Origin of the sequence: Flintibacter porci (assembly GCF_041925195.1) — a bacterium.
Taxonomy (GTDB): Bacteria; Bacillota; Clostridia; order Oscillospirales; family Oscillospiraceae; genus Lawsonibacter; species Lawsonibacter porci.
Genome location: NZ_JBHEVB010000008.1, coordinates 44,844 through 65,109 on the forward strand (window position 1 = coordinate 44,844; position 20,266 = coordinate 65,109).

At 59.5% G+C, this 20,266-nt stretch carries 18 protein-coding genes and 1 other annotated feature; of the genes, 6 read left to right on the plus strand and 12 right to left on the minus strand.

The features are described 5' to 3' along the window. Positions 1 to 11: 11 nt before the first annotated feature. Positions 12 to 236 (minus strand) — a binding site (T-box leader). Positions 237 to 1,023: 787 nt separating this feature from the next. The 3 genes from ACEVJL_RS10200 to ACEVJL_RS10210 all read right to left on the minus strand — a co-directional run bounded on the left by ACEVJL_RS10200 (position 1,024) and on the right by ACEVJL_RS10210 (position 4,210). Beyond that, positions 1,024 to 2,052: a glycosyltransferase family 2 protein gene (locus tag ACEVJL_RS10200; RefSeq protein WP_008982393.1), complete on the minus strand. Its 1,029-nt coding sequence runs from the start codon at positions 2,050 to 2,052 to the stop codon at positions 1,024 to 1,026. Positions 2,053 to 2,117: 65 nt separating this feature from the next. Beyond that, the gene (glf, locus tag ACEVJL_RS10205) at positions 2,118 to 3,290 is read right to left on the minus strand and encodes a UDP-galactopyranose mutase (protein ID WP_302670947.1); all 1,173 of its coding nucleotides are present in this window, start codon (positions 3,288 to 3,290) and stop codon (positions 2,118 to 2,120) included. 338 nt (positions 3,291 to 3,628) lie between these two features. Further along, positions 3,629 to 4,210: a rubrerythrin family protein gene (locus ACEVJL_RS10210; protein ID WP_374737785.1), complete on the minus strand. Its 582-nt coding sequence runs from the start codon at positions 4,208 to 4,210 to the stop codon at positions 3,629 to 3,631. Positions 4,211 to 4,416: 206 nt separating this feature from the next. Between ACEVJL_RS10210 and ACEVJL_RS10215 the strand changes: the two genes are divergently transcribed. Together ACEVJL_RS10215 and ACEVJL_RS10220 are read left to right on the plus strand one after the other, a co-directional pair. Continuing rightward, complete coding sequence (locus ACEVJL_RS10215; protein ID WP_020989989.1) at positions 4,417 to 5,865, plus strand: nicotinate phosphoribosyltransferase; 1,449 nt, start codon at positions 4,417 to 4,419, stop codon at positions 5,863 to 5,865. Between the two features lie 234 nt (positions 5,866 to 6,099). After that, entirely contained in the window at positions 6,100 to 6,978 is an 879-nt protein-coding gene (locus tag ACEVJL_RS10220) for an ROK family protein (protein WP_235396473.1), read from the plus strand. 56 nt (positions 6,979 to 7,034) lie between these two features. On the opposite strand, the gene ACEVJL_RS10225 is transcribed toward ACEVJL_RS10220, so the two are convergent. Further along, complete coding sequence (locus tag ACEVJL_RS10225) at positions 7,035 to 8,768, minus strand: CvpA family protein (RefSeq protein ID WP_374737786.1); 1,734 nt, start codon at positions 8,766 to 8,768, stop codon at positions 7,035 to 7,037. Positions 8,769 to 8,956: 188 nt separating this feature from the next. Here ACEVJL_RS10225 and ACEVJL_RS10230 point away from each other — a divergent pair, with 188 nt between their 5' ends. Continuing rightward, positions 8,957 to 9,394: a CBS domain-containing protein gene (locus ACEVJL_RS10230; protein WP_235396478.1), complete on the plus strand. Its 438-nt coding sequence runs from the start codon at positions 8,957 to 8,959 to the stop codon at positions 9,392 to 9,394. Positions 9,395 to 10,174: 780 nt separating this feature from the next. On the opposite strand, the gene ftsH is transcribed toward ACEVJL_RS10230, so the two are convergent. Then, positions 10,175 to 11,992: an ATP-dependent zinc metalloprotease FtsH gene (gene ftsH, locus ACEVJL_RS10235; protein ID WP_374737787.1), complete on the minus strand. Its 1,818-nt coding sequence runs from the start codon at positions 11,990 to 11,992 to the stop codon at positions 10,175 to 10,177. Positions 11,993 to 12,371: 379 nt separating this feature from the next. Beyond that, on the minus strand, positions 12,372 to 12,917 hold the full coding sequence (locus tag ACEVJL_RS10240; RefSeq protein ID WP_374737788.1) for a QueT transporter family protein: 546 nt from the start codon (positions 12,915 to 12,917) through the stop codon (positions 12,372 to 12,374). Positions 12,918 to 13,508: 591 nt separating this feature from the next. Here ACEVJL_RS10240 and ACEVJL_RS10245 point away from each other — a divergent pair. Next, positions 13,509 to 14,129 (plus strand): cytidylate kinase-like family protein, encoded by a 621-nt coding sequence (locus ACEVJL_RS10245; RefSeq protein WP_302668753.1) that lies wholly within the window; start codon positions 13,509 to 13,511, stop codon positions 14,127 to 14,129. Positions 14,130 to 14,185: 56 nt separating this feature from the next. On the opposite strand, the gene ACEVJL_RS10250 is transcribed toward ACEVJL_RS10245, so the two are convergent. Next, on the minus strand, positions 14,186 to 14,878 hold the full coding sequence (locus ACEVJL_RS10250; RefSeq protein ID WP_235396487.1) for an anaerobic ribonucleoside-triphosphate reductase activating protein: 693 nt from the start codon (positions 14,876 to 14,878) through the stop codon (positions 14,186 to 14,188). Positions 14,879 to 15,050: 172 nt separating this feature from the next. Between ACEVJL_RS10250 and lspA the strand changes: the two genes are divergently transcribed. Continuing rightward, positions 15,051 to 15,527 carry a signal peptidase II gene (gene lspA / locus ACEVJL_RS10255; RefSeq protein WP_302668755.1) on the plus strand — a complete coding sequence of 159 codons (477 nt, stop codon included), beginning with the start codon at positions 15,051 to 15,053 and terminating at the stop codon, positions 15,525 to 15,527. After that, positions 15,524 to 16,429, plus strand: a complete 906-nt coding sequence (locus tag ACEVJL_RS10260) for an RluA family pseudouridine synthase (protein WP_374737789.1) — start codon at positions 15,524 to 15,526, stop codon at positions 16,427 to 16,429. Before lspA ends, ACEVJL_RS10260 begins: the two co-directional genes overlap by 4 nt. Before the next feature lie 192 nt (positions 16,430 to 16,621). Here ACEVJL_RS10260 and ACEVJL_RS10265 read toward each other — a convergent pair whose 3' ends face one another. From ACEVJL_RS10265 to hfq, 5 genes are read right to left on the minus strand one after another with little or no spacing between them, the layout of a single operon-like run. Then, positions 16,622 to 17,341, minus strand: coding sequence for a DivIVA domain-containing protein (locus tag ACEVJL_RS10265; RefSeq protein WP_374737790.1), 720 nt, complete (start codon positions 17,339 to 17,341; stop codon positions 16,622 to 16,624). A 56-nt stretch (positions 17,342 to 17,397) separates the two neighbouring features. Then, a complete protein-coding gene (locus tag ACEVJL_RS10270) occupies positions 17,398 to 17,871 on the minus strand; it encodes a cell division protein SepF (RefSeq protein WP_008982377.1) in 474 nt (157 codons plus the stop codon). Positions 17,872 to 17,908: 37 nt separating this feature from the next. Further along, on the minus strand, positions 17,909 to 18,616 hold the full coding sequence (locus ACEVJL_RS10275) for a YggS family pyridoxal phosphate-dependent enzyme (protein WP_325207393.1): 708 nt from the start codon (positions 18,614 to 18,616) through the stop codon (positions 17,909 to 17,911). A 54-nt stretch (positions 18,617 to 18,670) separates the two neighbouring features. Further along, on the minus strand, positions 18,671 to 19,939 hold the full coding sequence (locus tag ACEVJL_RS10280; RefSeq protein ID WP_325207392.1) for a biotin/lipoyl attachment domain-containing protein: 1,269 nt from the start codon (positions 19,937 to 19,939) through the stop codon (positions 18,671 to 18,673). A gap of 54 nt (positions 19,940 to 19,993) precedes the next feature. Then, the gene (gene hfq, locus ACEVJL_RS10285; RefSeq protein ID WP_020989987.1) at positions 19,994 to 20,227 is read right to left on the minus strand and encodes an RNA chaperone Hfq; all 234 of its coding nucleotides are present in this window, start codon (positions 20,225 to 20,227) and stop codon (positions 19,994 to 19,996) included. Between the last annotated feature and the right edge of the window lie 39 nt (positions 20,228 to 20,266).

Here is a 20,266-nt window from a genome sequence, read left to right on the forward strand (position 1 = left end):
CCTTGTCTCAACAAAGAGACAAAGGCAATATCCTCTGCGGTACCACTCTTCTTGCCGGACAAACACGTCCGGCCACTCAAGTTCTGCCCGGTAACGGGGGCGTCCGGAGAGGCCTACTTAAGTTCAGCCCTCTGCTCCAAGGTGATGTTCCCCGGCTCCTCCCGTCCGCCTTGCACCTAAATGGCGGCTCTCTGTGCGTCTCAGAGGCGGGTACTTTTCCTTTTCCACGCGGTTTTCCTTATTTGCCAGAATATCTTATCTGTTTTTTGAGTCGCTGTCAAGGGGAAGGGGTTCTTTTTTTCAATCGGGAGACGGGGGTGTGACTTTCTGAACGATCAGAAAGTCACCAAAGAATCGCCGGGGCCGCCTTCGATGAGCGCCTTCGCCCAGCGGGCGCTCATAGGCGGCTTGCCCCGGACCCCAATTACGGGGGACGCCCTCCTGGAAGATTGGCACTTGCGTCCGGCGGCTCCGAACACAAGACCTTGCGTTCTTCTTGCCTCGGCCCACTGGGGCCTACAAGGCAAAAATTTAGGAGACATGGGGTTGAAATGACACCGCCTAGTCTGGCAAAGCTGTGGTAGCTGGGCAGTATACACGATCACCGCCGCACCAAACAGGTAGGGACGCACCAGGCGGTGTACGATAGAGGGCAAAAGCTTGCAAATTTTGATGGCAATAGGCCCCAGTGGGCCGAGTGGAGAGAGGAAATCGGTCAACATTTTGCCCGCCGGAGATAACCAAAAGGCCAAAGTTGCCCTCTCCCGTAAACAGGGGTCTGGGGAAAAGGCGACTTGGAGCGCCCGCTGTGCGAAGGCGCTCCTCGGAGCCGTTCCCCAGCGGCGGTTTGGTTCCTTTGCCGCCGCTGGCAAAGGAACCCGCCCCGCAGGGCGGAACCCTCCAAACAAAAAAGTGGGAGCGACGGAACACGTCACTCCCACAAAAATCTCTCTTACGGGCGCAGAGGCAAAGCAAAGCTTTGCACAAAGCTTTTTTGCCTACTTTTTTCTCGAAAAAAGTAGGTTAGTTGAATTTATAAATCTTCCGAGCCAGACGATAAAGTCCCACCGACAGCTTCCGTCCCTGATAGCCGGGGAAAGCAGTAAAGGCGGACACAGCGCGGTACTTCATCTTGTGGTAGATGCCGGAGTCCACGGTACGCAGGTACTCCCACAGCTGGGTGCGCTTGCCCAGGGCCTCGGGGGAGCTGTCAATGACCAGGAAGATGGAGGAAATGGCCATCATCATAGCCAGGTAGTTGAACATATACCGGCCCAGCTTCTTGTGCTCCGCAGAGACCTGGCGCAGGTCGTGGGAGTCGATCATGTGGTAGGTGACCCGCAGCTGCTGGTCCACCCGTGTGACCATCACCTTCTCGTTGACGCTCTGGTCGGAGCGGCCGATAAAGTAGCGGTACAGGTCCACATCCAGGTAGTACATGTTCTTCACATAGGGCAGGGGCTGGTAGACAAAGATGTTGTCCACATAGAAGGTGTGCTTGGGCAGCTCCAGGTTGCAGTCCCGCAGCAGCTGGGTGCGGTAGATGACCGAATGCATCAGCAGGTACTGGGAGGGACGGAAGCGGCCGATCTGGTCCCAGCCGAACACCTTATTGCGGGGGAATACGTTGCGGTAGTGCATCACCCGCTGGGTGTTGGTCTCGGCGTGCTCGTAGACATAGTTGCAGATCATCATGTCCACCAGCTTGTTGTCCCGGACGAACTGGCGCAGCTTGTCCAGCGCCTTGTGCAGAGAGGGCACGTCCACCCAGTCGTCGGAGTCCACCACCTTGTAGTAGATACCCCGGGCGTTACGGATGCCCTGGTTGACACCCTCACCGTGGCCGCCGTTGGGCTGATGGATGGCCCGGACAATGTCGGGGTACTGCTCCTGGTAGCGGTCGCAGATGGCGGGGGTGTCGTCCTTGGTGGAGCCGTCGTCCACCAGGATGATCTCGATATCGTCGCCGCCCTGGAGCAGGGTCTCCACGCAGTGCTCCATATAGGCAGCGGAGTTATAACAAGGGACGGCAAAGGTAATCAGCTTATCCATATGTAATTCTCTCCTCTCGTCGGAGGGGGCGCGGGTGTTCCGCGCCCCGGCGGCTCACGCCGCAATCACTTCAGCAGCTCTTCAGCCAGGTCCAGCGCCCGGCCGGCGATAGCGTCCATATTGTAGTATTTGTACTCCGCCAGGCGGCCCAACAGGTGGAGGTTTGGGAACTTCTCCGCCAGGGCCTTGTACTGGCCGTACTGGGCATTGTTGTCCGGGTTAATGATGGCGTAGTAGGGGATCTCTCCCGGCGCTCCGGTATAGGCGCGGGAGTACTCCTTCACGATGGTGGTCTTCCCGGGCACCTTCTGGCCGGTGAGGTGCTTAAACTCGGTGATGCGGGTATAGTCCTCGTCCACGGTGTAGTTCACCGTGCCGTAGCCCTGGAAGTCGTCCTGGGGAAGGGTCTCGAAGCGGAAGTCCAGGGTGCGGTAGGGGAGGGGGCCAAACTGGAAGCCAAAGAGCTCGTCGGCCTGGCCGGTGTAGATGACGGGGCCGTCAAAGACTTCGCCGTCCACCCGGATCTGCTCCCCGCTCACATCCAGCCGCTTCAGGGCGTCGCAGCCCAGCTCCACGGTGATGTTGGGATGGTCCAGCATCCGCTCAAACATGGGGGTGTAACCTTCCTGAGGCATGCCCTGGAAGGCATCCTGGAAGTAGCGGTCATCCCGGGAGAGGAACACCGGCACCCGGGCGGTGGTGTTGGGGTCGATCTCCTCCGGCTTTTGTCCCCACTGCTTCATGGTGTAGTGGACAAACACGTGCTCGTACACATAGTCGGCCAGAGCAGCGATCTCCGGATCAGCGTTCTGCCGCAGCTCCAGAATGGTCACCTTTTGCTCCGCGCCGTATTCGGCCAGCAGCTTGTCCCCCAGGCGCTTGCCCTCCTTGGGACCAAAGGCGGTCTCCAGGGAGGTGAGGTTGAAGGGGACCGGGTAGGTCATGCGACCCCCGGCATTGTCGGGGATGTTGGCGATGACCCGGTGCTGGTAGTCCCGCCAGGGGGTAAACCGGGACAGCCAGTCAAAGACCCGCTTGTCGTTGGTGTGGAAGATATGGGGGCCGTACTGGTGAATGAGCACGCCGGCCTGGTCCAGACAGTCGTAGGCGTTGCCGCCGATATGGTCCCGGCGCTCCAGCACCAGCACCCGCTTGCCGCCCTGCTCTGCCAACTGCCGGGCGCACACCGCCCCGGCATAACCCGCGCCGACCACCAGCGCGTCAAAGGTACGCTCCAACTTGTATCCCGCCTTTTCTTTATCATCAGACCGGACAGGCTGCCCTGTCCAGATAGAGTCAGTATATCACAGCTTCCCAGGCCAGAGCAATGAAAAAAGCATTAAGATTCCTTCAGTTTGCCGAAAAGCCCTCGGCAGAGTTTTGCCGCCTCCAGGCGGCAAAACAAAATTAAATTCGTTATTTCCCAGGACACAAGGTGAATTGCCCCGAAGGGGCAAGAGAAGGTCCCCTGAGGGAAGCGCCTGGGAAATAACTCTTCTCAGCCCGCAAACGTGCGAGCAAAGCGAGTGCGCTGCAGCGGGCTGCATCTCTCTCAAAAATGCTTGCATTTTTGAGACTAAAACCAGTCCTCCCCCTCCAGAGTCAGAAACTGGCTCTGCGGTCCCAGACACAGCGGGCAGCGCTCCGGCGCCCCCTCCTCATACTGGGTGTGACCGCAGACGATGCAGCGCCACAGGCAGGGGAGAGGCCGGGCAAACAGCTCCCCGTCCTCCAGCCGCCCGGCCCACCGGGCAAACCGGTCCCCGTGGGTCTCGTCCACCTGGGCTACCCGCTCAAACAGGTCTGCGGCCTGAGGTACTCCGTCCTCCCGGGCCTGACGGGCAAACTCCCGCCACTCTCCCGCCTCCCGGTCCTCCTCCTCTTTGGCCCGGCGCAGCCACTGCACGGTGTCCTGCTCCATCTCCAGGGGATAGGCCCCCTCGGCCCGCACATGTGCGCCCCCCAGCTTCTGGCTCAGCCGGGCGAACTGCCGTACATGGACCCGCTCCTGCTCCGCCGTGCGCACAAACAGCAGCTCCACCACCGCAAGCCCATCCCGGTGGGCCGCTCCCGCCGCCAGCATATACCGGCTGCGGGCCAGATTTTTCTCCGCCAGTCCCCGGGCCAGATTTTCCAGAGTACGGCTGGGCACATCCATACCAAACGCCTCCTTTTGCGCTGTCCTTTGTTCCATTTAGTATTGCCAGTCAGAACAAAATTACATACCCTTTCCGAAATTCTCCTGGATTTTAACAATTTTTTTACGGAATGCCCCGCTTGTCCTTGCCTTTCCCCAGGGGAGCGGGTATAATAAAGGCAATTCGGGGTGTCTTGTCACCCCCATGTGAGGAGGCTGCCCCAGCCATGAAAGCAAAAACAAACCTGACCATGCTCTGCGACTTCTACGAGCTGACCATGGGCAACGGCTATTTCCAGACCGGACTGGCCGACCGGATCTGTTACTTTGACGTGTTTTACCGCTCCGTCCCCGACAAGGGAGGCTTCGCCATTGCGGCGGGCCTGGCCCAGGTGGTGGAGTACATCGAGAACCTGTGCTTTGACGAGGAGGACATCGCTTACCTCCAGTCCAAGGGCTGCTTTGCCCCGGAGTTTTTAGATTATCTGCGCACCTTCCGCTTTACCGGCGACATCTGGGCTGTGCCCGAGGGCACCCCCATCTTCCCCGGCGAGCCCATCCTCACCGTGCGGGCCCCCGCCATCCAGGCCCAGTTTATTGAGACCTTTGTCCTGCTGTGCCTCAACCATCAGTGCCTCATCGCCACCAAGTCCAACCGCATCGTCCGGGCCGCCGAGGGCCGCCCGGTGGCGGAATTTGGCTCCCGCCGGGCCCACGGCCCCGACGGCGCTCTGCTGGGCGCCCGGGCCAGCTACATTGCCGGCTGCTCCGCCACCGCCTGCACCATGGCCGACCAGCACTACGGCTCTCCCGCCACCGGCACTATGGCCCACTCCTGGGTGCAGATGTTCCCCGACGAGTACACCGCCTTCAAGACCTACTGCCAGCTCTATCCGGAAAACGCCATCCTGCTGGTGGACACCTATAACGTGCTGAAATCCGGCGTGCCCAACGCCATCCGTGCCTTCAAAGAGGTGTTGGAGCCCATGGGCATCACCAAGTGCGGTATCCGCCTGGACTCCGGCGACCTCACCTACCTGTCCCGGAAGGCCCGGGAGATGCTGGACGAGGCGGGTCTTACCAGCTGCAAGATCTTTGCCTCCAACGCCCTGGACGAGTACATCATCCGGGATCTGGTGCGCCAGGGCGCCCGTATCGACTCCTTCGGCGTGGGCGAGCGGCTCATCACCTCCCGCTCTGAGCCGGTGTTCGGCGGGGTGTATAAGCTGGTGGCCATCGAGGATGAGAGCGGCAATATCATTCCCAAGATCAAGATCAGCGAGAATGCCGCCAAGATCACCACCCCCCACTTCAAGAAGATCTACCGTATCTTCTCCAAGGACACGGGCAAGGCGGAGGCCGATCTCATCTGCCTGCACAACGAGGAGTTTGACTTTACCCAGCCCCTGGAGCTCTTTGATCCCGACGCCACCTGGAAGCGCAAGACCTACACCGACTATGAGGCCCGGGAGTTGATGGTCCCCATCTTCCGGAACGGCGAACTGGTCTATCAGGTGCCCGACCTCCAGGCCAGCCGCTCCTACTGCCAGCGGCAGGTGGATTCCCTGTGGGACGAGGTAAAGCGCTTTGAGAACCCCCACAACTACTATGTGGACCTGAGCCAGAAGCTGTGGGACATCAAGCAGAACCTCCTGAACAGCCACGACATGCACTAACTTTTTTCAAGAAAAAAGTTAGCAAAAAAGCCTTCTGCAAAGCTTCGCTTTGCCTCTGCGCCCACCGCTTTCTTGAAAGAAAGCTTGGCAAAGAACTTTGTGGGAAACTTCGTTTCCCTTCCGCGCCTGTAAGAAATATATTTATGGGAATGACGTATTCCGTCGCTCCCACTCTTTTGCGCAGAGTATTGTACCTTGAGGGCAGAAATTTCACTCATAAGGAAGGAAGCTATCATGTCTTATCGCATTGCCTGTATTGATTTAGGCGGCACTATGATTAAAAGCGGCCTGTGGGACGGAACTGCACTGTCTCACACCCAGCAGACTCCCACCCACGCCCAGGAGGGCGCCCAGGCGGTGCTGGACCGGGTGATTACTCTGGTCCGTGCTATGGGCCCCATTGACGGGGTAGGCCTGTCCACCGCCGGAGAAGTAGAGCCGGAGAGCGGCCGTATTCTATTATGTGACAATATCCCCGGTTACACCGGCATGGAGGTGGGCCGTCTGCTCACTCAGGAGCTGGGAGTGCCGGCCGCAGTGGAAAACGATGTCAACGCTGCCGCTCTGGGCGAGGCCTTCCACGGCGCGGCCCAGGGGGCCCGCCACAGCCTTATGGTCAGCTATGGTACCGGAGTAGGCGGAGCTTGCATTCTGAATGGGCAGCTCTACCGGGGCATGGCCAGCGCCGGAGAATTCGGCGGCATGTTGGTCCACCCGGAGGATCTGCAGGCCGATGACCGGGGTTCGGGCAGCTATGAGCGTTACGCCAGCACCACCGCCTTGGTCCGCATGGCCCGGGAACTAGATCCCACCCTCACCGATGGCCGCGCTATCTTTGCCCGCCTGGCTGAGCCTGCTGTGTCCCAGTTGGTGGACCGCTGGTGCGGCGAGGTGGCTTTGGGTCTGGTCGGCCTGATCCACGCCTTTGCCCCGGAGCGGGTCATTTTAGGCGGCGGGGTCATGGAGGCCCCACAGGTCCTGCCCCGGGTGGAGGCTCGGGTGCATCCCCTGCTGAAGTCCAGCTTCTTGGGCTGCCGTCTGGTCGCTGCTCAGCTGGGCAACCGGGCCAGCATGATCGGCATGGGCTGTACCGTCCAACAAAATCTGAACTAAGCAATCAAAGAAGGCCGTCCCTGCCGGGACGGCCTTCTTTGATTTGAGATTTTAAGTTATGCCGCCGGCTGGGCGGTATTCTCGCCTGTGTCGGCTTGATTGGACGCGGCACGGCCATCGATGGTCAGGGAGTAACCGTCCAGAATGGAGCCGCCCTCCTCAGTAGCTGCGTGCTCAATGGTCACCTTGTCGCCCACGTTCAGAATGACAGCCAGTTCATTCTTGGCCGCCGACAGGGAGTAGAATACCTGCTCGCCGTCCAGGCGGACAAAGTAGTAGGTGTTGCCGTCCAGCACAGCGGAGCGGATCTCGGCCACGGTGCCCTGGGCGGTGGTCTGAGGCACCTCCTCAGGTTGGGTGATCCCCTTGTCGGAGAGCAGTCGGACATAGGCCTGCTCACACTGAGCCACGGTGGTGGCGGTGGCCACGATCTGATACTGGGCCACATTCACCATGGCGTACATCTTGACCAGATTATCCTGGCCTTTCAGGGGGATAAAGTAGGTGGGTTCCCCGGCGATGTTCAGCAGCAGGGGGAAGGTAGCAGTGTAGCCCAGGTCCTGGACCACGCTCTGGGCCGAGCCCTTGGCGGCGTTTTCCGTGGCGCCGGGGGCGGAGTAGAACTTGGTCTCCTTGGTGCGCTGGTTGCTCAGCAGGAAGCCCAGGTTGGACTGGTCGGCGTTGGCGGAGGTGACACCGGTGTACACATACACATCGTCGTTGAGGGCAATGTAGTTATACCCTTCGGTAGTCACGGTCACGTCCCGCTGACCCAGCACGGAGTTGATAAAGCCGTTGATAAGGGTGCCATGGTAGTCGTACTGCTCCATAATGAGCTGGGGGGTGTACACGTTGTCCACCCAGCTGGGCACGTCGGCAATGTCGTAGTAGGTGCTCTCGCCGGTGATGGCGTTGCACAGCACCGCGCCCTTAATGTCGGTGCCGCCGAACAGGCCGATGGTCTTCATCGCCCGGGGCGCGATCCACCAGGGCTGGCCATCCTCGTCGATTTCAAACTTGGGGCTATCGAACATATAAGTGGGATACTGGAAGCGGAGATGGCGCATAATGTTGCGGTTCAGGGGCTCGGAGAAGGAGTACTTCATGCCCTCCTGGAGCCGCACCACGCTGGCTTCCTGGGTCACCATGTCCACCACCACATAGGCGGGCAGACCCTCGCCCCGGTTGGTAAACCATTTGATGAGGTCGGCGTAGGCAATGGGGGAGACCCGCACCGGCCGTCCCTGGTAGTTGATCTGCACCGACTGCTTGGAGGGGTACTCAAACTGGCTGACCATGTCGCTGAGGGTACCCATCTGCCGGTCGCCCAGGTACTCGGCGCTGTCCCGGTCCAGGGTGGGGATCTTGTCAAAGGAGATCTGGCTGATATCCTCGGCAAAGGTGCCGTTCTCCACAGTGAGTAGGTCCCGGTAGGCTCCCGCCCGGAAGATGGGCAGAGAGATGATCTGACCCACCAGGGCCACCACTACCAGCAGCACCATAAAGATGCCCACCGGCAGGCACTGCTGCTTGATAAAGCGGAAGTAGTCTCCCACCCGGGCTTTACCGGAGGTCTTGCCGTCCCGGAAACCGGAGGTCACCAGGGCAGAGGCCACATAGGCCAGACACAGCACAAAAATGAAGCTGTAAAAGTCCGGAGACTGCAGATTGATGGCGGGCAGGCCCAGATAGAAGTAGATAAAGCCTACCACCGCCGTCACCAGCAGGTTGATGAGGATCTTGCCCGGTTTGCTCAGGTTTTTCCGGGGCTTTTTTCCTTCGTTATTCAAGTTGGTTCTCCTCTCTGCGGTAAAATATACCGCTTGGAAATGATGCAAGTATACCTGTTTTTCTGGGAGAATGCAACGGGATTTTGACACTCTCGTCTAATTCTTAATCTGATTTAAAGAATCGCCGGTATGGTAAAGGCAGGCCCGGGGCATACTGACAGAAACAGGACGCCGTGCGTCTGGAAAGGATGATCCCTGTGCAAGTTAAGGATCTGATGAACCCCAGTGTGGTCACCATTGAGCCCACCTCCTCCGCCGCCCTGGCCGCCCGGCTCCTGAGCCGTCACAACGTGGGCGTGCTGCCGGTGTGCGGGGAGGACCGGAAGCTGCGTGGCATGGTCACCGACCGGGATATCGTACTGCGCTGTGTGGCCGCCGAGGAGGACCCCGCCCAGACCCTGGTGCGGGAGATCATGACCCGGGGGTGCGCCACGGTGTCGCCCCAGGACGATTGCCGGGCCGCCACCCAGCTCATGGCCCGCCAGCAGGTGCGCCGCCTGCCGGTGGTGGAGGGAGGAAAGCTGGTGGGCATCGTTTCCTTGGCCGATTTGGCCCGCAGCCAGCGCTTTGATATGGAGGCCGCTCAGGCGCTGGGGGAGATTTCGGAAAACATCGTCCGCCGGTAACCTACTTTTTTCGGAGAAAAAAGTAGGCAAAAAAGCTTTGTGGGAAACTTCGTTTCCCTTCTGCGCCCGTAAGAGAAATTTTTTGTGGGAGTGACTGCTCAGGTCGCTCCCACCTTTTTTATGGGAAGAGTTCCGCCCTGCGGGACAGGTTCCGTTATAGAGACGGATGTTACTTTCTGCTCGCACAGAAAGTAACCAAAGATGCGCCAGGGAGTATGGCTCCGACGAACACCTCGCCAAAGGCGGGTGTTCATAGTCGCCATCCCTGGACCCCTTTTTGCGGGGAACGCCCTCCTGCAAACTTTTAAAAACCTCCCGGCGGGCCTAAAACAAGTTCTGTGATACCACTTGCCTCGGGCCTTAGGCCCTTTATATGCAAAATTTGGTGGGAATTGCGCTGAAATGGCACCGCCTACCCTGGCAAAACTGTGGCAGTTGCTCCGCTCGACTACCGCCTCACCAAACAGGTAGGCAGGCACCAGGCGGCGTGCGATAGAATCAAACAGCCCACAAATTTTGATGGAAAAAGGGCCCATTGGCCCGAGAGTAGGGGTGTGCATGGTCAAAGTTTCGGACCGCCGAAACTGACCAACACGCCAAAGGGACACGCCCCCGTAAATAGGGGTCCGGGGGAAAGGTGACTATGAGCGCAAGCAAAGGCGCAGCGCTCATCGGAGCCGTCCCCCGGCGGCGCTTTGGTTACTTTGCCGCCGCGGGCAAAGTAACATCCTCCCCCTAAACAAAAACTCCCCCAGGGACAAGCCCTGGGGGAAATCCATCTTACCGATTCAAAATGTCCATAAACTCCTGTCCGGTGATGGTCTCATGCTCATAGAGGTACCCGGCGATCTCATGGAGCTTACTCTCGTTTTCCTTCAGCAGCTCCATAGCCTTCTGGTACTGTTCATCCACCAGCTGGGTGACCTTCTTGTCGATACGGGCCTGGGTCTCGGGGGAGCAGGCCAGGGAGGCGTCGCCGCCCAGGTACTGGTTGCTTACCGTCTCAAAGGCCACAAAGCCGAACTCCTCGCTCATGCCGAAGCGGGAGATCATAGACCGGGCCAGCTTGGTGGCCTGTTCAATGTCGTTTGAGGCTCCGGTGGTGATAGAGTGGAAGACCAGCTGTTCCGCGGCCCGGCCGCCGGTGTAGGTGGCAATCTTGTTGAGCAGTTCATCCTTGGACATAAGGAAGTGGTCGCCGTCGTCCACCTGGAGGGTATAGCCCAGCGCGCCGGAGGTGCGGGGGATAATGGTGATCTTCTGCACCGGGGCGGAGTGGTTCTGCAAGGCGGCCACCAGAGCGTGGCCCACCTCGTGGTACGCCACGATCTTCTTCTCCTCGTCGGAGAGCACCCGGCTCTTCTTCTGGTAGCCCGCGATGACCACCTCCACGCTCTCCTGCAGGTCCTCCTGGGTGGCAAACTGCCGTCCCGACCGTACCGCCCGCAGGGCGGCCTCGTTGACGATATTGGCCAGCTCCGCGCCGGAGGCTCCGGCGGCGGTCTTGGCGATGGGTTCAAAGTCCACGTCCTCCGCCAGACGGATCTTCCGGGCGTGGACCTTCAGGATCTCAATGCGGCCCTGGAGGTCGGGCAGCTCCACGGGAATACGCCGGTCAAAGCGGCCGGGACGCAGCAGAGCGGGGTCCAGACTGTCGGGGCGGTTGGTAGCGGCCAGCACCACCACGCCCTTGGAGCCGTCAAAGCCGTCCATCTCGGTGAGCAGCTGGTTGAGGGTCTGCTCCCGTTCGTCGTTGCCGGCCAGCTGACCGTCACGCTTTTTGCCGATGGTATCGATCTCGTCGATAAAGACAATACAGGGGGCCTTCTCGTTGGCCTGCTTAAAGAGGTCACGCACCTTGGCGGCGCCCCGGCCTACGAACATCTCCACAAATTCACTGCCTGCGATGGAGAAGAAGGGGACGTTGGCCTCACCGGCCACAGCCTTGGCCAGCAGGGTTTTGCCGGTGCCCGGAGGGCCTACCAGCAGCGCGCCCTTGGGCAGCTTGGCGCCGATGGCGGCGTACTTGGCGGGGTCGTGGAGGAAGTCCACAATTTCGCTGAGCAGCTCCTTGGCCTCGTCCTCACCGGCCACGTCGGCAAAGCGGATGCCGCTGGAGGAGGGGACATATACCTTGGCGCCTGAGCCGCCGCCCATACCGAACATCATGCCGTCCGCGCCGCCCATGCTCTTCTGCATCCGCTTGCGGATAAAGTAGCCAATGAGCAGGAAGGGCACCAGGGGCAGCACCCACCCCACCAGAATGGAGGTGAGCAGTCCGGGCTGGGTATCGATGCGGTTGATATCGCCGCCGTGCTCATAAACCCGCTGGACCATCTCAGTATCGCTGTCGATGGCGGTAGTCTTGTAAATCTTCTCCTGAGCCTTGTCGGTAAAGGTGATCTCATCCCCTTCGATCTGCACCAGACCGATGTTGTCCTCATAGGTCATGGACATGAAGGTGGAGTAGCTCACCTCTTGGACCTGTTTTTCCAGCACAGACGGGAAAAACGTCATGTTCAGCACCATTAAAATGAGCATACCGATGAGATAATAGAAAACTAGGGGGCGCTTGGAAGGTTTTTTCACTTCCTGCATAAAAGCTCCATCCTTTCTGATCTCCCCTTGGGGAAGAAACGTGATCTGTTATCACGAATTTACTTTATCTTAGTCCATTTCCCAGGAAAATCAAATTTTAAGTGTGAATAAATTATGTTTCTTTTATGAACAAAACGCAAGGGACAGATGTTGCTTTTTGGGCAAGAAAAAAGCGGGAGCGACGCAGAATGTCACTCCCACGAAAATTTTCCTTACGGGCACAGAGGGGAAACGAAGTTTCCCACAAAGTTCTTTTGCTTTCTTTTCTTTCAAGAAAAGAAAGTGGGAGCGACGCAGAACGTCACTCCCACAAAAAATCTTCCTTACGGGCGCAGAAGGGAAACGAAGTTTCCCGCAAAGTTCTTTGCCAAGCTTTCTTTCAAGAAAGCTTGGGGGTCTTCTGCTCAAACCCCAGGCGCTCCAGGCGGTTCTGGGGGATCATAGCCCGGAAGAAGGACACCCGAGGCAGGGCTGCCAGCAGCACGCTGCCCAGAATATAGCAGGCCAGCAGTTCCCCAAAGCCCACGGTGAAGGCATTAAACCCAAAGGCGGGCCAGAAGGCGGACGTAAAGCCCGTCTCGCTCCAGGCGATCTCCGCGCCCACGATGACCGCGTTGCACAAAACCGGGGGCAGGGGAGCCAGATACCGGTTGGGCATGTGCCGGGTCAGAATACAGGCAAGCAGGGTTGCAGCAGTGCCAAAAATGATATCCAGGGGGAAGGGGGAGAACAAATTGGCAATGAAGCAGCCGATCACCAGTCCCGGCGCCGTAGCAGGAAGCAGGAAGGGCAGCACGGTGAGGGCCTCAGACAGGCGCACCTGGATGCCGGTAAAGGCGGGGATAGGCAGGATCAGGGTGAGAACCGCGTACACCGCCGCGATGATGGCGGCCAGAGACAGGTCTCGGGTGGTAAATTTGCGCATAAAAAAACCTCCATTTTATTATTTAGAGAACGGCGGGGCATTTTTGTTGCCCCCCGAACGAACCCGAAACAAGGCATGGCGTGATCACGCTACGAATTGGATACACGGCCCTCCCCTATGGGCCGTCCTACGCGCTTCGTGGTGTCACGCTGCGGACTGGGCCCATGGCCGGGTCGCTTTCACTTCGTCTCAGGGCACAAACAGCCCGGCACATGCCGGTCTTGGTTTGCGCCCTTCGCTCCGCTCCAAGCTCCCCTATGGGCCTGTCCTCCGCGCTTCGCATTGTCACGCTGCGGCGGCTTCACAACGCGCGGCTTCCCTTCGACTCGGACAAATCCCGGCCCCACTGGGTGGGTCCTGGGCATTTGCCCTCGCTCCGGTCCATCCGCGCTGTTTCGCACGCCTCCGCGCTTCGGGCTTGGACGAGACAGATACAAACTCGTCGCCGGTATCTTATCACACCTCAGGCCCTTTGTCCACCCGCTTTTCTCTTGACTGCCGCTGCAAAACACATGCAAAATCAGTTTGGATGTTGTATAATATAGTCAAATCGTTGGCGGTCTCCCGCCCGGCGAAGGAGGTTAATCGGTTATGAAGAAAAGTATCATCACCGTCAGTCGGGAGTTTGGCAGCGGCGGACGCACCATCGGCAAGACGGTGGCCCAGCGCCTTGGAATCCCCTACTACGACAAGGAACTGGTCAAACAGGTGGCTCTGGAGAGCGGCTTTGACCCCAAGTACATTGAGGAGCAGGGGGAGTTTGCCCCCGGCAAGACCCACTTTGCCTTCTCCTTTTTGGGCCGGGGCGTCCCCGGTGTCATGGGCGGCATGACCGCCGCCGACTTTTTGTGGACCATCCAGCACAACGTCATTCGGGATCTGGCAGACAAGGGTCCCTGTGTCATCGTAGGCCGGTGCGCCGACTACATTCTGAAGGACCGCACCGACTGTCTGCACACCTTTATCCACGCCAGCATGGACTTCCGTGCCAAGCGCATCGTGCGCCTGTACGGCGAGTCGGAGGTGGCCCCGGAGAAGCGCCTCCAGGACAAGGACACCCGCCGCCGCATCAACTACAAGCACTACACCGACCGGGAGTGGGGCATGTCTCAAAACTACCACGTGTGTCTGGACTCCAGCGTGCTGGGGATCGACAAGTGTGTGGACATCATTCTGGACCTGGCGGAAAACTGCCCGGACACCACAGAATAAGCCGAATTAAAAAAACAGGCGGTGATTTTCCATTGGAAAATCACCGCCTGTTTTTCTTAATCCACGCCCCGCAGCTCCACGGAAGGCACCCAGGGCCGCACCAGTTCAGCAAATCCTTGCAGATGATCCCGGTCCCAGGGGTGCAGCCCCTCCCGGATCACCGTGTCCCGGTCCACAAAGGACTGCAAAAAGTATCGCTTCGCACCGGAAAGCCAGGGACCGATGGCACGAAAACTGTCTTCGTCGTGCAGCTCCCGCACCACCGTGGTGCGAAACTCATAGTCTACCAGGCCCTCCAGCAAAAAGTCCACACTCTCCCGGATGGGACCCACGTCCAGACCCGGCACCCCCACCGTCTCCGGGTAGCGCTCCGGGCTGTTTTTCACATCCATAGCCACATAGTCCACCAGCTTGCGCTCCACCAGGTCCACCAGAGCCCGGGGGTGGCTGCCGTTGGTATCCAGCTTCACCGGGTAGCCCAGGGCCTTCACCGCCTCCAGCAGCTGGGGTAGGTCAGGCCGCAGCAGCGGCTCTCCGCCGGTGATGCACACCCCGTCCAGCAGCCCCTGGCGCTTTTTCAAAAAGGCCAGCAGCTCCTGCTGGTTCATCTCCGCCGGGGCAGGGGAGAGGACCAGCTCCCCGTTGTGACAGAAGGGACAGCGAAAGTCACACCCTCCCAGAAAAACCGTACAGGCCACCTTGCCGGGGTAGTCCAGCAGGGTCATTTTTTGCAGGCCCTGGATCTCCATGACCGTTCCCCTCCTTCGTTTTCTTGCTTTTTCTATTTTACCACCTGGCGCTGTACGGGGGAAGGCAAAAATCTACATCCTGTCTGGAAATTCCCCGTTGTACCCGGGCAGAGAACATGATAAAATAGAGTCCATCTTACTTGTATTATGTCGCCTTTCAAGGAGTTTTCTTATGCTGTACGCCCTGCTTGCGGCCGCTCTGGTGGCCCTGGACCAGCTGGTAAAATATCTGGTGGTTCAAAATATCCCCCTGGGGCATCACGTGCCCTTTCTGCCCTACATTCTGGACCTGACCTACGTGCAGAATACCGGCGCCGCCTTCTCCCTGTTCAACGAGCACACCTGGATTTTGACTCTGATCTCCCTGGTGATGTCGGTAGTTTTGGCGGTGGCTCTGGTAAAAAAGTTCTTCCGCCATCCTCTGGGCCGGGTGTGTCTCAGCCTGCTGCTGGCGGGAGCCGTGGGCAACCTCATCGACCGGGCGCTTCAGGGCTACGTGGTGGACATGTTCAATGTGCTGTTTATGAACTTTGCCGTCTTTAATGTGGCCGACATCTGCGTGGTAGTGGGCGGCATCGGGGCCGCCCTGTACTACCTGCTGCTGTGGGACAAGCTGGAGGGACCCAAGTCCCGGGAGAACAACCTGTGACCCCCCTCATTCTGACCGCCCAGGAGGGGGGCGAGCGGCTGGACGCCTTTGTGGCCAGCCAGGTGGAGGACCTGACCCGCTCCGCCGCCCAGCGCCTGCTGGAACAGGGGGCGGTGACCAGCGGTGGAAAGCCTCTGAAAAAGAACGCCAAGACTACCCCCGGCATGGTGGTGGAGGTGCTGCTTCCCGACCCTCAGCCGGTGGAGATCGTGCCTCAGAATATCCCTCTGGACGTGGTATACGAGGATGACGACGTGATTGTGGTGAATAAGCCGGTGGGGCTGGTGGTCCATCCCGCTCCCGGACACCCCGATGGCACCCTGGTCAACGCCCTGCTCTACCACTGCGGGGACTCCCTGTCAGGCATCAACGGGGAGCTGCGCCCGGGCATTGTCCACCGCATTGACCGGGACACCTCCGGCCTTATTATCGCGGCCAAAAACGACCGCGCCCATCTGGCTCTGGCCGCCCAGCTTCAGGACCACACCCTGGCCCGGGTGTACGAGGCGGTGGCGGTGGGCGGCTTCAAAGAGGACAGCGGCACGGTGAACGCCCCCATTGGCCGCTACCCGGTGGACCGGAAGAAGATGGCGGTGGACCCCAAGGGCCGTCCGGCGGTGACCCACTGGAAGGTGCTGGGGCGCTATCCCAGCTGCACCCACCTGGAGTGCCGTCTGGAGACCGGCCGCACCCACCAGATTCGCGTCCACATGGCCTATCTGGGCCATCCCCTGCTGGGCGATACGGTGTATGGGTCAAAAAAGCCGGTGCCCGGCCTGGCAGGCCAGTGCCTCCACGCCCGGCGGCTGCGCTTTATCCACCCCACCACCGGACAGCCGGTGGAACTGGAGTGCCCCCTGCCTGAATGGTTTGTCAACCTACTTTTTTCGAGAAAAAAGTAGGCAAAAAAGCTTTTTGCCCGCTTTCTTGAAAGAAAGCTTGGCAAAGAACTTTATGGGAAACTTCGTTTCCCTTCTGCGCCCGTAAAAGAGATTTTTGTGGGAGTGACTGCTCAGGTCGCTCCCATTTTTTATGCGTAGAACAAATGGCAATAAATATCCCCCGGAATCTTAAATTCCGGGGGATATTTTATCTTATTTAATCTCGTAGTCCCGGCCGAACTGCAGCTCCCCGAAGTCGATGCGGGTGGTCTGCTCCATTTCGTCGTGCTCCGGCTCCTGGCCCCCCTGGGCGGGGAACTCGGCGGTGTCGGACAGGTCCTGGCCCTGGCGGGCCTTCTCGTTCTCCTCCTTGGCCTCGGCCATGGCCTTGGCCACCAGACGCTGCACGCTGTCGTCAATGTCGGAGACCGCCTGGTCTACCGCATCGGTCTGGGCGGGCTGCTCCGCCTGAGGCTGCTGGGGCGTGATCTGGTCCAGCTGGTCCAGATAGGTCTGGGCCTGCTGATGCAGGGCCTTCACCTTCTGCACATAGGCGGCGGTCTCCTGCTTGGCGCAGGACAGACGATACTGCTCCGCCTCCACCTCCTTGCGGATGGACTCCACCTGCTGCTGGGCCTCAGCCTGGGCCTGCTGCAGCATCTGGTCCCGCTGGTCCTGGGCTTCCTTCACCAGCTCGTCCGCCATCCGCTGGGCGGTCATCAGCGCCTTTCGCATGGCTTCTTCCGTGGAACGGTACTCCTCTACCTTTTCCACCAGCACCTTCATTTTGCTCTTCAGCACCGCGTTTTCGCTGTAAAGGGCGCTGTAATCCTCGGTCAGTACGTCCAGGAACTCGTCCACCTGGGCCATATTGTATCCGCCAAAGGACGCCTTGGGAAAGGCGCGCTCAGAAACCTCCTGCGGAGTCAGCATAGTAATCCCCCCAAAATCTTATCTGTTGTGCCCGGAACCGGGCAGGGCAAGGCTATTTAGAAATACAGCCCGTTGTTCTCCAATTCGTCAATGAGATCGCCCAGGATGTCCACGTTGTAGGGCGTGATGATGTAGGTGCTGATAGCCACCTTCTTGATCTTGCCCTCGTTGGCGTAGGCCACGCCGGACAAGAAGTCCAGCAGACGGCGGGCGATCTCCTTGTTGGTGGACTCCAGGTTGAGCACCACCGTGCGCTTCTCCCGCAGGTGGTCGGCGATCTCACTGGCATTCTCAAAGCGCTCGGGCTTTACCAGCACCACCTGCAGCTGCGTGGCCGCCCGGATGTTGACCACCTTGTTGCTGCGGCGGGCTTCCAGCTCGTCGATGGGCGCATAGCTCTGCTCGCTGCGGGCGGGACGCTCCCGGCGCTCCACGGGACGGGGAGACGCATCAAAATCTTCGTCAAACTCGTCCTCTTCCTCATCCTCATAGGGGTGGGCCAGGCGCTTGAACTCGTCTAAAAATCCCATGGTAGTAACCCTCTTTTCTCTGGAATATATCTCTGCGTTATTGTTTTGCCATGGGGGGCCGAGGCCCAAACAGGGCCGTACCCACCCGCACCAGCGTGGCGCCCTGGGCAATGGCGTCCTCATAATCGCCGCTCATCCCCATGGACAGGCAATCCATATCATCTTGATTATGGGCTATTTTTTCCTTTATGTCAACATAAAGCTTCTTCATAATGGAAAAATAAGGAGTATTGTCTCCGGGCTTCTGGGCGATGGGCGGAATCGCCATCAGACCCCGCAGACGCACGTGCTCCAAGGACTGAGCCAGCTGGGCCAGCTCCCAGGCCTCATCGGGGGTACAGCCCCCTTTGCTCAGCTCCCCGGCAACATTTACCTCCAGCAGCACGTCCTGCACCAGACCCAGCTTGTCCGCCTGGCGGTCAATGGCCCGCAGCAGCCGCTCCGAGTCCACCGAGTGGATGAGGTCCACCTTGCCCACCACCTTGTTCACCTTGTTGGTCTGCAGGTGGCCGATGAAGTGTACCTGAGCGCCCTCATAGGCGTTGGCCTCCAGGTGGGCGGTGAGCTCCTGCACCCGGTTCTCGCCGCATACCATGATTCCCGCGGCAATGGCTTCCCGGATGGTGTCGTCGGTCTGCACCTTGGTGGCAGCGCACAGGGTGATCTCCCCGGGATCCCGTCCGGCGGCCTTGGCAGCCGCCGCCATCTTTTCCCGTACTGCGTTCACATGCTCCTGAATGGACATCTTTGTTTCCTTCTTTCTTTTGTCCTTCCGCCCTTATGGGGCGGGCTGTTTCCATCAATACAGCAGCAGCTGTCCGTCGTACAGTCCTGTGGCCTGGACGATGACCTCGTCCCCTGCCCGCAGAGCTTTCTTGTCCTCCCGCACCGACTGGACTACATAGAAATCGTCCCCCTCGGTGAGGATGGTCACAGGCTTAAACTCCGCCCGTCCGGCAGTGACCACATAGACCCCCAGGGTGTCGGTCTCGGTGGTCTCACCGGTCTCCTCGTCGGTGGAGGTGGTGGTGACCATGCGCAGGGCGCTCTTGGGCACCCGCAGGCCGGTTCGGCTGTTGAAGATGAGCTCCGCCGTCTCCCGGCGCAGCAAAGTAGTCTGTTCCAGATAACGGTCGCTGGAGAGAAGGACCACCGCCTGGCCCTGGCCGTCCTGGTTCACCTTCTCCACCTTCATGGAGATATCCTGGGTAAAATCTCCGGCAAAGCGGAGGGTGAGCGTCCCGGCCTGTTCCAGCCGCTCGCCCTCCTCCTGGGTGACCACGGCGGCAAAGTACCACTTGTCGGAGGAGACGAGCTTGCCCACGGCGGCACTGTCGCCGGAGGGATTCTGATTCAGCAGGTCCTGCAGGGCCTGGGGGGTAAGGTTCCCGGCGCTCTCCGAATTGATGAGCCCCTCATACCCGTCCATCAGGGTGGAGAAGGTGCCCGACGTGGGCGCGGTGACCTGGGTAATGGCGGAGTAGCTTTGATTGCGCAGGGTCTGATACTGGGTCTCCAGCTCCTGAAGCCGGGTGGTGAGAGATTCGGCGCTTAGCTCGTCGCTGTAAGTGTACTCCCGGCGCAGCACCTTGCCCTTGACCTCCAGCACCTGGTCCTCCAGGTCGCTGAAGTCCTGCTGGGCGCTGGCCGTGCGCAGCGACACCATGGCGTTTAAAATATCGTCGTTGAGCTTGGCCGCGGAGCTTACATCCTCTCCCTGGCCCAGGGCATATTGCAGCTGGGTGATCTCCAGGCGCAGGGCCTCCTGCTGCTCCTGGCTCTGGCGGGCCTGGTCGTCCCGGTAGATGAGAGCCACCGTCTGGTTGACGCCCACCTTTTCGCCCTCGCCCCGGGTCACATCCACAATGCCGCCGCTGCCGGAGAGCACCTGCTCATCCCGAATAATGAGGCCCTCGGTCTGGATGCTGTCGTTAAGGGTATAGCTGTACGTATAGGTGGTGGTAAAGGGGTCCTGGAAGGTTTTCCACAGGCTGATCAGGAAATACAGGACCAGCGCCCCGGCAAACAGGGCGATGACAAAGGTGATAAGGGGTCGTCCTTGTTTCATAGCGTTCTCTCTTTCTGCCCGCTGGCAGGGGGCTGGATCGGTCTCCGGAGGGGATCAGGTCTCCTGGGGAGAGGTGAGGGGAATGGGCCGCTCAGGTACAATGGTGGAAATGGCGTGCTTGTAAATGACCATTTGTTTGCCGTCGCTGCTCAAGACTACCGTAAAGGCATCAAACCCGGTGACATAGCCCCGCATCTGATAGCCATTCATCAAAAAAACCGTGACATTCCGGCGCTCCCGGCGGACCTGGGTGAGAAAGATCTCCTGAAGATTATTTGTTTTCTGCATATGTAGCACTCCTTTTTCTATGGCCGGAATCCCGGCCTG